Below are 13,448 nucleotides of genomic sequence, written 5' to 3' on the forward strand. Positions count from 1 at the left end.
CGGAAAGGTCCCTATCTATGTCCAAGCCTGATCCCTTCGGATTCGACATGTCCGTGTCGACCTCCAAAAAGAAGAACCCGCGCGGGCGGCGTGGCATGTCCGGGGCCTCCGAGACGTCGACACGCATTTGCGACCATGACGGATGCGAGGAACCGGGGAAGTTCCGCGCGCCCAAGGCACCCGACGTGCTGGATGATTATTTCTGGTTCTGTCAGCAGCATGTGCGCGAATACAATCTGAAGTGGAATTTCTTCGACGGCACCACCGAAGCCGAGATGAACGCACAGATGTCCGAAGACAAGGTCTGGGAACGCAAGACAAAGCCCCTTGGCGATCCCGAAGCGCGTGCATGGGCACGGCTGGGCATCGAGGATCCGCATCAGGTGCTGGGCAAGAACGCCACCCAGAATCCCGGTCGCGGTGGCGGGGCAAGCGGGCGCCGCCTGCCCCCCACCGAACGCCGCGCGGTCGAGATTCTGGAAGTGAAGGACAACAACACCAAGGCCGAGGTGCGCAAGGCCTACAAGGCGCTGATCAAGGTGCTGCACCCGGATATGAACGGCGGCGACCGCAGCCAGGAAGAACAGTTGCAGCAGGTTGTCTGGGCCTGGGACCAAATAAAAAGCAGCCGCAATTTCAAGGACTAGGCGTGCAACCTGACGGCCCGCGGTCCGGGGTGGCGCGCTATCGCCCCCAGATCAGCGCGCCATGCCAGACGATGAACACCGCCGCCCAGACGGCCCAGACCATGTATCGCTCCGCCAGCATGCCAAGGACATAGACGGGGCCCAGCAGGCTCATCCCGGCCAGGTCCAAAAGCCAGCGCATTGCCGCCGTTTCCATCAACCACGCATCGACACCCAGAAGCGGCACCGCGATGGCCGCACCCAGCACGGTGCAGCCCGCAAATGTCATCCCGGCGCGAAACCAGCCCCACGCCGTGCCGCCGCCAAAACCGCGCGCCAGCAGGTACCCCGCGATGAACGCACCCATGGTGGCCGCGCGCACGAACCCCCAGTCGCCCTGAAAAGCCCGGTCTGTCAAAGCAATGGCAATCGCCACCGCCCCGCCTGAGGCGCCCACCAGCATGGCCCGGCTAACGCGTTGTTCCTGCGTGATCATCTGCATCTGAATTCTCCTGTCTATGCAGGATCACGTTACGCGGCAACCGGTGCAGCGCCCGTGGGCCAGTCGCGCAGGAAGTGTGCAGAAGGGGGCGGCAGGCCCGAAAAAACCCTATCCAAACAGCCATTCTTTCGCCAATGTCGCGCCGCAAGGGAAGGAATATCAGAATATGGAATACGGCTATGACCTGGGAGGGTTCAGCCGCCCGGTAACAACACGCTCCAGCGCCGCGCAGCGTTGGTTTGATCGGGGGATCAACTGGACATACGGTTTCAACCATATCGAGGCGATTGCCTGCTTCACCAACGCCATTGCGGCCGATCCCGGTTGCGCGATGGCACACTGGGGCATCGGCTATGCGGCGGGACCGAATTACAACATGCCGTGGACGCTGTTTGACGACAAAAGCCGGGCAGAGGCGCTGGCGAAAGCCTATGACGCGACCCAGGCCGCCATGGCGGTCAAGGATCAGGTATCCCCGGTGGAGGCAGCCCTGATCGAGGCATTGCAAGCGCGTTATCCGCAGCGTGACATCGTGCCTGACATGGTCCCCTGGGACAAGGATTTCGCCGATGCCATGCGGGACGTCCACGCAGGCTTTCCCGATGATTTCGAAGTGGCGGCGGTCTTTGTCGATGCGATGATGAACCTCACCCCGTGGAAGATGTGGGACATCAAGACCAACACCGTCGCCCCCGGCGCGCATACGCTTGAGGCACAACAGGTGCTGGAACGGCACTTGGCCGCACCCGGCGGCATGTCGCATCCGGGCCTTTTGCACCTCTATGTGCACCTGCTGGAGATGTCACCCTATCCCGAAAAGGCGCTCAAGGCGGCGGACAGGCTGCGCACGCTGTCACCGGATGCGGGCCACCTGATCCACATGCCCACCCATATCGACGTGCAATGCGGGCATTACGAAAACGTGGTGCGCTGGAACGAAAAGGCCATTGAGGCGGACCTGAAGTATTACGAGGCCGAAGGTGCTTTCAATTACTACACCGGCTACCGCCAGCATGATTATCATTTCACCATCTACGGCGCGCTTTTTCTGGGTCAGTATGCGCCTGCGATGCGCGCGGTGCGGGGCTTGCGTGAAACAACGCCCGAGGCGCTGCTCAAGATCACCTCGCCGCCGATGGCGGATTTTCTGGAAACCAAGCTGAGCATGGAGGCGCATGTGCTGATCCGCTTCGGCATGTGGGAGGATATCCTCAACCTGCCGTCGCCGGATGATCCCGACCTCTATGTCTATTGCACCGCGATGCTGGAATACGCGCGCGGTCTGGCCCTGTCCGCCCTGGGCCGCGTGGCAGAAGCTGAATCGCAGCTGGAGGTGTTTGAAGCCGCCCGCGCCCGCGTCCCGGAAAGCCGGATGATGCACAACGTGCCCGGCATCGACCTTCTGGAGGTGGCGCAGGCGATGTTGCTGGGTGAACTGACCTACCGCAAGGGGGAGTATGGCACCGCCTTTGCGCATCTGCGGCGCGCCGTGGCACTGGATGACGGGTTGCCCTACGATGAACCCTGGGGCTGGATGCAGCCGACGCGCCACGCCCTTGGGGCGCTGCTGTTTGAACAGGGTCAGCACGCCGAAGCCGAAGAGGTTTTTCGTCAGGACCTTGGCCTTGCCCCCGGCCTGCCCCGCGCCTGCGTGCATCCCGACAACGTCTGGGCGCTGCGCGGGCTTTACGATTGCCTGACGGCGCAGGGCAAGACGGGTGAAGCGGCGGGGCTGAAACTGCGTCTTGATCTGGCCGAAGCGCGCGCGGACCGGCCGGTGCGGGCCGCCTGTGGCTGTGCGCAGGTTGCCATGGCAGCAGGCTGAGTTATCTGGCCTTAAAGAAACCCCCTGAGCAGACCTTGCACGGGGGCCAGATATGTTGCACCACGGGCCCCGTTGAACGGCCCATCCGGGGCCACACTCCAAAAAGGACAAAGACATGGCCGACGGCGCGCTTGATATCGATATGAAACCCACGCAGGAAATCAGCGTGCGCGACGTCTTCGGGATTGATTCCGATATGAAGGTCAAAGGATTTGCCGACCGTACGGACCGCGTGCCGGATCTGGACAGCACCTACAAGTTCGATCCCGACACCACCCTGGCGATCCTCGCGGGCTTCAGCCACAACCGCCGCGTGATGATTCAGGGCTATCACGGCACGGGCAAATCGACGCACATCGAACAGGTGGCAAGCAACCTGAACTGGCCCTGCGTGCGCGTGAACTTGGACAGCCACATCAGCCGGATCGACCTCATTGGCAAGGACGCGATCAAGCTGCGCGACGGCAAGCAGGTCACCGATTTTCAGGAAGGCATCCTGCCCTGGGCGCTGCGCAACCCGACCGCCATCGTGTTTGATGAATACGACGCGGGCCGTGCGGACGTGATGTTCGTGATCCAGCGGGTGCTGGAAGTGGACGGCAAGCTGACGCTGCTGGACCAGAACAAGGTGATCGAACCGCACCCCTATTTCCGCATCTTCGCCACCGCCAACACCGTGGGTCTGGGCGATACGACGGGTCTTTATCATGGCACCCAGCAGATCAACCAGGGCCAGATGGACCGTTGGTCGCTGGTGTCGACGCTGAACTATCTCAGCATTGACGCCGAAACCGCCATCGTGCTGTCCAAAAACCCTCATTACAACACCGCCGAGGGCCGCAAGAAGGTCAAGCAGATGGTGACCGTCGCAGACCTGACGCGGACCGCCTTCATGAATGGCGAATTGTCCACGGTCATGTCCCCCCGGACCGTCATCGCCTGGGCCCAGAACGCCGAGATTTTCCGCAACGTGGGCTATGCCTTCCGCCTGTCGTTCCTGAACAAATGCGACGAACTGGAGCGCCAGACCGTTGCGGAGTTCTATCAGCGGCTGTTTGATGAGGAACTGCCGGAGAGCGCGGCGAGTGTGAGTTTGGGGTAACGGCCCTTCCGCTAGCGCCTTTGCGCTATGCACAAGAGATCGAGTATCAACACGCAGGCTATGATGGTCTGCGTGTTTCTCTTTCTAAGATGACATGCTGCATGACGCTTTCCAATCCATCACGCGGTCGCGTCACGCTTCACCTCAGACAGGCGCGCCAAGACAGATGCCAATAAAAAAGCCCAGACATCACTGTCCGGGCCAAACTCGTTAACTTTTCACGGGGTGAGCGCGAAAAAGGTGTTACTCAGAGACGGCAGGCGAGTTCGTGGGCAGTTCGTCCGCGATGGTGCCTTCTGTCTCTTCGTTGGCGGCCACGGTCTCAGCCGGATCGGCATCCACAGACTGTGCGGGGGTACCGGTTGCGCCGGCTGCCAGGCTCTCTTCGCCGGTCACTTTTTTGACGCCCACAGTTTCATCGGTATCCGCATCAACAGACTGCTGCGGGGAGCCGGATTCGGTGGCGAATGCGGCCATCGGGGCGGCGGACATCAGGGCGATAAGTGCAACGGTAGCGGTGTTTTTCTTGAAATGTGTCATCTCTTACTCCAGTGCTTTGACCCGTCCCGCCGACCCTACGTCGACGTCTTGTACAGGTCGTTGCAGACACAACGGGCAAGCAGGAAAACAGTTCCATCCTTTTCGAGAAAAAATGCGACACCCCGGCGTTTGACCCCCCTGCGAAAACCTGCGAAACCAGTAGAGGACCAGTGTAAAGGCACGCGCAAACCGCATGAGCAAACCCTCCGATAATCCCGCCGACGCGTTCAAGAAGGCGCTTGCCGAAGCCTCCAAGGTGATGGCGAACGACCCTGAACTGAGCGTGACCTATTCCGTCGACCCGTCGGGCCTGTCGGGTGAAAACATGCGCCTGCCGCAGGTGTCGCGGCGGATGACACGGGACGAAGTGCTGCTGGCGCGTGGCACGGCGGATGCGCTGGCGCTGAACCGGCGCTATCACAACGGCCAGACCCATGCGAAGTACGAACCGCAAGGCGAAATGGCCCGCGACCTTTATGAAGCGATGGAAACCGCGCGGTGCGAGGCGATGGGCGCGCGCGACATGCCCGGCACGGCAGGCAACATCGACGTCAAGATCAAGCATGACGCGCTGCGCAAGGGCTACGATCAGGCCAAGCAGGCCAGCGACGTGCCACTGGCCACCGCCGCCGGGTACCTCGTGCGCCATCTGGCCACGGGCCGCGACCTGCCCGCAGGCGCGGAAAACGCGATGGAGCTGTGGCGCGGCTTTATCGAGGATCAGGCGGGTGGTACGCTTGAGAACCTTGATGAAATTCTGGATGACCAATCCGCCTTCGCGAAATTCGCGCGGCAGATGATCTCTGATCTGGGTTATGGCGACCAGTTGGGCGATGACCCCGATCAGGCCGACGACGACATGGAAGACGACGCCGAGGAAGGCGCGGAAGAGGAACAGGACCCCGACAGCACTGGTCAGGACGACGACGATCAGGACGACACCGAAGGCAGCGCGGAGCAATCGCAGGAAGATCAGCAAGACGCGTCAGAGGCCCAGGTCTCCATGGACGATATGGCGGATCAGGAACTGGGGGACGAGGCGGAAATGCCAGAGGGCGACGCCCCGATGGAACCCCCTGCCCCCCAGCCCGTGTCGGACGCCGACCCCAATTATCTGGTCTACATGGACACCCATGATGAGGTCATCGGCGCAGAGGATCTGGCCGAACCCGTGGAACTGGAACGCCTGCGCGCCTACCTCGATCAGCAGTTGGAGCCGCTGAAGGGCGCGGTCAGCCGTCTGGCCAACAAGCTGCAGCGCCGCTTGCAGGCCCAGCAGAACCGAAGCTGGGAGTTTGATCTGGAAGAAGGCATGCTGGATGCGGGCCGTCTGGCGCGTGTGGTGGCGAACCCGACCACACCGCTCAGCTTCAAGGTCGAAAAGGACACCGATTTCCGCGACACGGTCGTGACGCTGTTGCTGGACAATTCCGGGTCCATGCGCGGGCGCCCCATTTCCATCGCCGCGATCTGTGCCGATGTTTTGGCCCGCACGCTGGAACGGTGCAACGTGAAGGTCGAGATCCTCGGCTTTACGACGCGGGCTTGGAAAGGCGGACAGGCGCGGGAGGCCTGGCTGAACGACGGACGCCCGGTGCAGCCCGGTCGCCTGAATGACCTGCGCCACATCATCTACAAATCCGCCGACGCGCCTTGGCGGCGGACCCGGCCCAATCTGGGGCTGATGATGAAGGAAGGTCTGCTGAAGGAAAACATCGACGGCGAAGCGCTGGAATGGGCGCACCGCCGCATGATGGCGCGACACGAGGCGCGCAAGATCCTCATGGTGATTTCCGATGGCGCGCCGGTGGACGATTCCACGCTTTCGGTGAACCCGGCCAATTATCTGGAAAAGCATCTGCGCGATGTGATTGCCATGGTGGAGAAGCGCAAGGCCGTCGAACTGCTGGCCATCGGCATCGGCCACGACGTGACGCGGTATTACGACCGGGCGGTCACGATCACCGATGTGGATCAGCTGGCCGGGGCGATTACCGAACAGCTGGCCGCCCTTTTTGACAGCGATCCCCGGGCACGGGCGCGCGTCATGGGGATACGGCGCGCGGGCTGAGGATGCGAGACTGGAGGCCAGCCTGTCGCCCATTGGACTTGAACCAATGGCGCACAATCGGCAACCCTCCGGGATTTTTGGCCATTTGGAAGGAGCGGTGATGTTTCAATCATTTGAGGTGGCTTCGCGGCCGGAACAGGGGCCGCCCCGGTTGCAGGCGCTGCGCGACGTGATGCGCGTGCAGGGGCTGGATGGGTTCCTGATCCCGCGCGCGGATGCGCATCAGGGTGAATATGTCGCCCCGCGGGACGAACGGCTACGCTGGCTGACGGGGTTTACCGGATCGGCCGGATTCTGTGCCGCCCTGATGAAGGATGCAGGTGTCTTCGTGGACGGCCGGTACCGCACGCAGGTCAAGGGACAGGTGGCGCTGGATCATTTCACCCCGGTGCCCTGGCCCGAAACATCGCTTTCGGACTGGCTGAAGGACCATCTGCCCGAGGGGGGCAAGGTCGGCTTTGATCCCTGGTTGCACACCCCCGGCCAGATCGAAGCGGCGGAAAAGGAATTGGCGGGCACGGGCATCACCTTTGAAAGATGCGCGAACCTTGTGGACCTGATATGGGACGATCAGCCCGCCCCGCCGATGGCCCTCGCCAAGGCGCATCCACTTGAATTTGCAGGTGAAAGCCATGACGACAAGCGGCAGCGGCTGGCCAGCGGCCTGCGCGATGACGGCGTTCAGGCGGCGGTGATCACCCTGCCCGATAGCCTGTGCTGGCTGCTGAATATCCGCGGTGCGGACATCGCCCACAACCCGGTGGCCCATGGATTTGCGGTGCTGCACGCCGATGGCCACGTCGATCTGTTCATGGCCGGAGAGAAGCTGATTGACGTGATGGATCATCTGGGCGCGCAGGTGCATTGCCGCACCCCGGAGGCCTTGGTTGATGCGCTGGCGGCGCTGGATGGCCCGGTGTTGCTTGACAAATCAAGCGTGCCTGTTGCGGTGGCCGATGCACTGGACGGCAAGGTGCAATGGGGCAGCGACCCCTGCGCCCTGCCCAAGGCCTGCAAGAACGCCGCAGAGATCGAAGGCAGCGCACAGGCGCATTTGCGCGACGGGGCGGCCTTGTGTGAATTGCTGGCGTGGCTCGATGCGCAGGCCCCCGGCAGCCTGCGCGAAACCGATGTGGTGAAGCGGCTTGAGGCGGAACGGCGCAAGGACAATGCGCTGCAGGACATCAGCTTTGAAACCATCTCCGGCACCGGGCCGAACGGGGCCATCATGCATTACCGCGTGAGCGAGGAAAGCGACAGCACGCTGGAAGACGGTCATCTGCTGGTGCTTGATTCCGGTGGACAGTACCTTGACGGGACAACCGACATCACCCGGACCGTCGCCATCGGCGCGCCGCCCGCGGAAGCGGCCCAAGCCTTTACCCGCGTGCTGGCCGGCATGATCGCGATGACCCGGCTGCGCTGGCCCGAAGGGCTGGCGGGTCAGCACATCGAAGCCATCGGGCGGGTGCCGCTCTGGATGGCGGGGCAGGATTTCGATCACGGGCTGGGCCATGGGGTTGGCACCTATCTGAGCGTGCATGAAGGGCCGCAACGGCTGAGCAAGATCAGCAGCGTACCACTGAAGCCCGGCATGATACTGTCCAATGAGCCGGGATATTACCGCGAAGGGGCTTTCGGCATCCGCCTTGAAAACCTGCTGGTGGTCTGTCCGGCGCCTGCCCTGCCCGGCGGCGACGCGCACCGCGACATGCTGTGCTGGCGCACGTTGAGCTTCGCGCCCATCGACCGGCGTCTGATCGTCGCGGATATGCTGGAACCTGCCGCGCGCGACTGGCTCAATGCCTATCACGCGGAGGTTGCGGAAAAGATCGGGCCACGGGTATCGCCTGCCGCGAAACTGTGGTTGGATGACGCAACAGCGCCGCTGTAACGCAGGCGCGACAGACGTCGCAGGGAGTAGGCATGGCAGACCATATCACCATCAGGAAGGCACCCGGCACATGGACCGTGCGCGCAGGCGGGGCCGTGCTGGCAGAAAGCGATGCCGCGCTGGAATTGCGCGAAGGGGATTACCCGGAGGTGATCTATTTCCCGCGCAACGACATCGCGATGGCGTTTCTGGATGCCAATGACACGACCAGCCATTGCCCGCACAAGGGCGATGCGGTGTATTTCAACGTGGTCACCAAAAGCCGCACCCTGCAGGACGCGGCGTGGTCCTATGAGGCGCCCAAGGCGGCCGTGGATGACATCAAGGGATACCTCGCCTTCTATGGGGTCGAGGCGATCACCGTCGAACAGATCTGATCAGGAATGTTCTTCGGCCGCCGTGGCGGCCAGCGCCCGGTTGTAGGCTTTCAACGCATCCACATGGAACAACGCGCCCAGAAGTTCAGGCGGCGCATTCGGGCTGAGCGTGACCACGGGAATGAACCGCGCGCCGGATTGTTCGAAGATCGGCATCGCCGCCTCCAGCGTCGCGGCACCATCGATGTAGGTGCCTTCGTTGATCAGGTCCCAGCATTGTTCGGTATCGGCTGCGTTTTCGTCATCGGGGCGGCGCATGATGCGGGCGACCACGAAGATCGACAGCAGGTACGCCTGCGGACCTGCCGCAAGGCGTATGCCGCGCCGTTCGATCTGGGTCAGGAAGAAGCTTCGGTCCACGATCCGCGATGACAGCGCCGTGGACATGCTGACCGCGACCATCACTGCTAGCCCGGTCTGCCAGTCACCGGTCAATTCGAACACGATCAACGTGGTGGAGATCGGCGCGCCCAGAACCGCCGCCGCCACCGCGCCCATGCCCGCAAGGGCATAGATCGACGAAGACCCCGACACATCCGGGAAGATCCCTGTTGCGATCAGGCCAAACCCCAGCCCCGTCAAGGCACCGATCATCAGCGACGGGGAAAACACCCCGCCCGCCATCCGCCCCCCCAGCGTGATGGAGACCGCAGCGACTTTCAGCACCGTAAAGACGATGACGTCCCAAAGACCCAACTGCCCGGTCAACGCCAGCGACGTCGTCTCATACCCGACGCCGATGATATGCGGAAACCACAGCGCGATGACCCCCAGCATGGCACCGGCCACCGCCGGACGCAGCCAGCGGGGCCAACCGGTGCGCTCCTCCAGATAGCTGCCGAAATCCTCCACCCAGAAAATGCTGCGCATCAGGGCCACCGCCACCACCCCGCAGGTCAGCCCCAGCAGCAGGAAGGCGGGCAATTCCACGTAGAACTGCAAATCGCCATAGGTCGGCAGGGCAAATTCGGTCACGCCGCCGAATTCGATGCGGTTTATCACGGTCCCCGCGACAGACGCGATGACAATCGGCGCAAAGGCATGCACGGCGAAATGCCGCAATACCACCTCCAGCGCAAAAAGCGCGCCCGCGATGGGCGCGTTGAAGCTGGCCGATACCGCTGCGGCCACCGCACATCCCAAAAGGTCGCGGCCGGTGATCCCGTCGGCGTTGATGCGGCGGCTGACCCAGGTGGAAATCACCCCGGCCATATGCACCACCGGCCCTTCCCGGCCCGAAGATCCCCCCGTCCCCAACGTGATCAGCGACGCCAGCGCCGATGCAACCCCGGCGCGCGTTTCAACCCGGCCATCATGCAGCGCCGCGCCAAGGATCACGTCCGACACCGATCGCGCCCGTGCATCATGGGTGAAATGGTGCAGGATCAACCCGACCGTGAGGCCCCCGAAGGTCGGGATCAGCACGACCCAGTACCACGGCACCCCGGTCAGGAAGCTGTGCAGGGTATAGACGTCCTCAGTTCCATAAAGGCTGGTCTGTAACCAGCTGATCCCCTTACGAAAAAAGAGCGCGGCAAAGCCTGCGGCGATCCCGATCAGCAGGGCGATGAACCAGAAGGTGATCTTGCCCGGCCCGCGTTCCTTCAACACCCGCCACCCTTGCTTGCATGATGCCTTGGCGGCGGCGATCTGTCCGGTCAGGAAGGATGGGGATGGGGTGGTCATAAGGGCATATCAGGACGGCGCGCGCGCGGGGTCAAGCAGATGTGGAGACAAAACCAGTTCTGGAGCCTTCAGATGTCTCAATTGCCTATCCCGCCAGCAAAGCCTTGGCCGCGGCCCGTGCCGCTTCGGTGATCGTATCGCCCGACAGCATGCGGGCCACTTCATCCACCCGGTCCGGCGCATCCAGCGGCACCACGGTGGATGTGGTCACGCCCTTGCGCACGGCCTTTTCCACCCGCCAGTGATGGGCGCCCAACGCGGCCACCTGCGGCGAATGGGTGACGACCAGCACCTGACCTTCCGCTGAAAGCGTGGCCAGCCGTCGCCCGACCGCATCCGCCGTGGCCCCGCCGACACCGCGGTCAATCTCGTCGAAGATCAGGGTCAGACCGGTCTGGCCCCGCGTCAGGCACACCTTGAGCGCCAGCAGAAAGCGGCTGAGTTCCCCGCCTGATGCGATCTTGCCCAACGGACCGGCCGGCGCGCCGGGGTTGGTGGCCACGGTAAATGATACCTCGTCCCTGCCTTCCGGCCCCGCGGCGGTTTCGCTGATCTGCGTCGCAAAGACCGCGCGTTCCATCTTCAGCGGCGCAAGTTCGGCGCTCACCGCCTTGTCGAGCCGTTGGGCGGCCTTCATGCGCCTCTTGGTCAGCGCGTCTGCAGCGGCGTCATACGCCGCTTCTGCCTTGCGCACGGCGGCCTGCAGTTCCGCCTGTGCCGCTTCACCTGCGTCCAACGCATCCAGCTTGGCGCGCAACGTCGCGGCATAACCTGCCAGATCATCCGGGGCGACATCGTGCTTGCGGGCCAGCGCGCGGATGGCGAAAAGCCGTTCCTCCGCGTCTTCCAATTCGACCGGGTTGAACGACATCTGGTCAATCGCATCCGCCACCCCGCTCAGCGCGTCGTCCAGCTCCACCATGGCGCGGTTCAATGCGGCCATTGGGGCCTCAAGCGCCCCTTCGGCCCGTTCCGCCGCCCCGTCGAGCCAGCGCAGGGCATCACCCAGATGCCGTTCCGCGCCGTTCTGGCCCATGATTTCATAGGCATTGATCACATCGGCGCGGATCTTCTCGGCGCTCTGCATCAGTCGCCGCTTGGTATCCAGCGCGGCTTCCTCGCCCGCTTCAGGGGAAAACTTTTCCAGCTCTGCCACGGCATGACGCAGGAAATCCTCCTCTGCGGCGATGGCGGCGCGCTGTGCTTCGGCCTCCGCCGCTGCCGTGCGGGCCGCGCCCATGGCGCGCCATGTCTCGCGCACCTTTTGCAACGCTTTGGCATTGTCGGCGAAATCATCCAGAATGGCCCGGTGGCCGCGCGGGTTCAGCAACCCCCGATCATCGTGCTGGCCGTGCAGCTCCACCAGCGTCTCCGACAAGGCGCGCAGCACGTCGCCCGACACGCGGCGGTCATTGACCCAGGCGGTCTTGCGCCCCTCTGCAGTATTGATGCGCCGCAGGATCAATTCATCCCCACGGGGCAACCCGGCGTCCTCCAGCACGCGGTGCGCCGGATGATCGGCGGACAGATCGAACCACGCAGTCACTTCGCCCTGTTCCGCCCCCTGCCGCACCAGATCGGCACGGCCCCGCCAGCCCAGCACAAAACCCAACGAATCCAACAGGATAGACTTGCCCGCACCGGTCTCTCCGGTCAATACGTTCAACCCCGGCTGAAATCCAAGCTCCAGCCGGTCGATGATCAGCATGTCGGAAATATCAAGTCCGCGCAGCATGGAGGTCCACCCAAGCGGCGGGGCGCGTTACAGCCACTCGCCTTTGATCGTCTGACGATAAATCGCGCCCAGCCAGTTGTCCCTGTAGAACGCAGGCTGCAACCCCTGCCCAGTCAGCAGGCGATAACTGTCCTCGTACCACTCCGATCCGCGATAGTTGTGGCCCAGAATGGCACCCGCCGTCTGCGCCTCTTCCTTCAGGCCAAGCGACAGATAGGCTTCGACAAGACGGTGCAGGGCTTCGGCGGTGTGGGTCGTGGTCTGGAATTCCTCCACCACGACACGGAAACGGTTGATTGCGGCGGTGTGATGATCGCGGCGCAGGTAATACCGCCCGATCTCCATCTCCTTGCCCGCCAGATGGTCGAACGCCAGATCGAACTTGAGGATGGAGGATTTGGCGTATTCGCTATCGGGATACTGTTCGATCACGTCGCGCAGGGACTGTAGCGCCTGAAAGGTCAGCCCCTGATCCCGGCCCACTTCGTCAATCTGGTCATAATAGCTGAGCGCAAGAAGATACTGCGCATAGGCGGCGTCATCATCATCGGGGAAAAAGTCGATATACCGCTGCGCGGAAGATCGGCTGTTGGGGTAATCCTTGTCCTGATGATAGGAAAACGCCTGCATGATCAGCGCGCGCTTGGCCCAATCGGAATAGGGATAAAGCCGTTCAATTTCAGCAAAGTAGAAAGCCGCCTGATCCGGCTTGTTGCGGTTCAGTTCATATTCACCACGTTCGAAGATCTGTTCGGCCGAATAAGTCTCAAGCGGGATTTCTTCGGGGTTGAACAGATTGGAAGTGACACGCCCGGCGCGATCGCCCGCGCCACAGGCCGCAAGCAATGCCAGCGCAGAAATTGCACCGATCATCCGCTGACGCGACTTTGAACCCGTCATGCCTGCTTCCTTCGTCTCAACTCTCACGAGGGTCAGAGCCCCCTTTTGCAGATAGCTAGCACATTAATCTGGCTGGCAAAACGCTGATTGCGCAGAAACCGCGCAGGCGTCACCAAAATGCGATAGCCCGCTTTTGTGCTGCTGTTGTTCAAGGGGATACCCTGCTTTGTCAGGGCCTTCAATGGGCCGA

Annotated in this window: 11 protein-coding genes; 6 read left to right on the forward strand and 5 right to left on the reverse strand. The window is 62.7% G+C overall.

All coding sequences use genetic code 11. The annotated features are described in order from the left end of the window. Nucleotides 1-17: 17 nt before the first annotated feature. Entirely contained in the window at nucleotides 18-647 is a 630-nt protein-coding gene (locus AB4X18_RS20740) for a J domain-containing protein (protein ID WP_432816979.1), read from the forward strand. A gap of 37 nt (nucleotides 648-684) precedes the next feature. Here the strand turns inward: AB4X18_RS20740 and AB4X18_RS20745 are convergent, their stop codons facing one another. After that, the gene (locus tag AB4X18_RS20745) at nucleotides 685-1,128 is read right to left on the reverse strand and encodes a hypothetical protein (protein WP_370401842.1); all 444 of its coding nucleotides are present in this window, start codon (nucleotides 1,126-1,128) and stop codon (nucleotides 685-687) included. 166 nt (nucleotides 1,129-1,294) lie between these two features. Between AB4X18_RS20745 and AB4X18_RS20750 the strand changes: the two genes are divergently transcribed. Both AB4X18_RS20750 and cobS read left to right on the forward strand, forming a co-directional pair. Then, on the forward strand, nucleotides 1,295-2,953 hold the full coding sequence (locus AB4X18_RS20750) for a hypothetical protein (RefSeq protein ID WP_370401843.1): 1,659 nt from the start codon (nucleotides 1,295-1,297) through the stop codon (nucleotides 2,951-2,953). 115 nt (nucleotides 2,954-3,068) lie between these two features. Beyond that, nucleotides 3,069-4,055 (forward strand): cobaltochelatase subunit CobS, encoded by a 987-nt coding sequence (cobS, locus tag AB4X18_RS20755; protein WP_370401844.1) that lies wholly within the window; start codon nucleotides 3,069-3,071, stop codon nucleotides 4,053-4,055. A 243-nt stretch (nucleotides 4,056-4,298) separates the two neighbouring features. On the opposite strand, the gene AB4X18_RS20760 is transcribed toward cobS, so the two are convergent. Further along, the gene (locus AB4X18_RS20760; RefSeq protein WP_370401845.1) at nucleotides 4,299-4,595 is read right to left on the reverse strand and encodes a hypothetical protein; all 297 of its coding nucleotides are present in this window, start codon (nucleotides 4,593-4,595) and stop codon (nucleotides 4,299-4,301) included. A 193-nt stretch (nucleotides 4,596-4,788) separates the two neighbouring features. Here AB4X18_RS20760 and cobT point away from each other — a divergent pair, with 193 nt between their 5' ends. The 3 genes from cobT to AB4X18_RS20775 all read left to right on the forward strand — a co-directional run bounded on the left by cobT (nucleotide 4,789) and on the right by AB4X18_RS20775 (nucleotide 8,937). After that, entirely contained in the window at nucleotides 4,789-6,666 is a 1,878-nt protein-coding gene (gene cobT, locus AB4X18_RS20765) for a cobaltochelatase subunit CobT (protein ID WP_370401846.1), read from the forward strand. 100 nt (nucleotides 6,667-6,766) lie between these two features. Further along, complete coding sequence (locus AB4X18_RS20770; protein ID WP_370401847.1) at nucleotides 6,767-8,560, forward strand: aminopeptidase P family protein; 1,794 nt, start codon at nucleotides 6,767-6,769, stop codon at nucleotides 8,558-8,560. Between the two features lie 32 nt (nucleotides 8,561-8,592). Next, on the forward strand, nucleotides 8,593-8,937 hold the full coding sequence (locus AB4X18_RS20775) for a DUF427 domain-containing protein (RefSeq protein ID WP_370401848.1): 345 nt from the start codon (nucleotides 8,593-8,595) through the stop codon (nucleotides 8,935-8,937). Here AB4X18_RS20775 and AB4X18_RS20780 read toward each other — a convergent pair whose 3' ends face one another. The 3 genes from AB4X18_RS20780 to AB4X18_RS20790 all read right to left on the reverse strand — a co-directional run bounded on the left by AB4X18_RS20780 (nucleotide 8,938) and on the right by AB4X18_RS20790 (nucleotide 13,258). After that, nucleotides 8,938-10,623: a chloride channel protein gene (locus AB4X18_RS20780; RefSeq protein WP_370401849.1), complete on the reverse strand. Its 1,686-nt coding sequence runs from the start codon at nucleotides 10,621-10,623 to the stop codon at nucleotides 8,938-8,940. A gap of 85 nt (nucleotides 10,624-10,708) precedes the next feature. Further along, nucleotides 10,709-12,358 (reverse strand): DNA repair protein RecN, encoded by a 1,650-nt coding sequence (gene recN, locus AB4X18_RS20785; RefSeq protein WP_432816980.1) that lies wholly within the window; start codon nucleotides 12,356-12,358, stop codon nucleotides 10,709-10,711. Nucleotides 12,359-12,385: 27 nt separating this feature from the next. Beyond that, nucleotides 12,386-13,258: an outer membrane protein assembly factor BamD gene (locus tag AB4X18_RS20790; RefSeq protein WP_370401850.1), complete on the reverse strand. Its 873-nt coding sequence runs from the start codon at nucleotides 13,256-13,258 to the stop codon at nucleotides 12,386-12,388. Nucleotides 13,259-13,448: the final 190 nt, after the last annotated feature.

The sequence above is a fragment of the Sulfitobacter rhodophyticola genome (assembly GCF_041281685.2).
Taxonomy (GTDB): Bacteria; Pseudomonadota; Alphaproteobacteria; order Rhodobacterales; family Rhodobacteraceae; genus Sulfitobacter.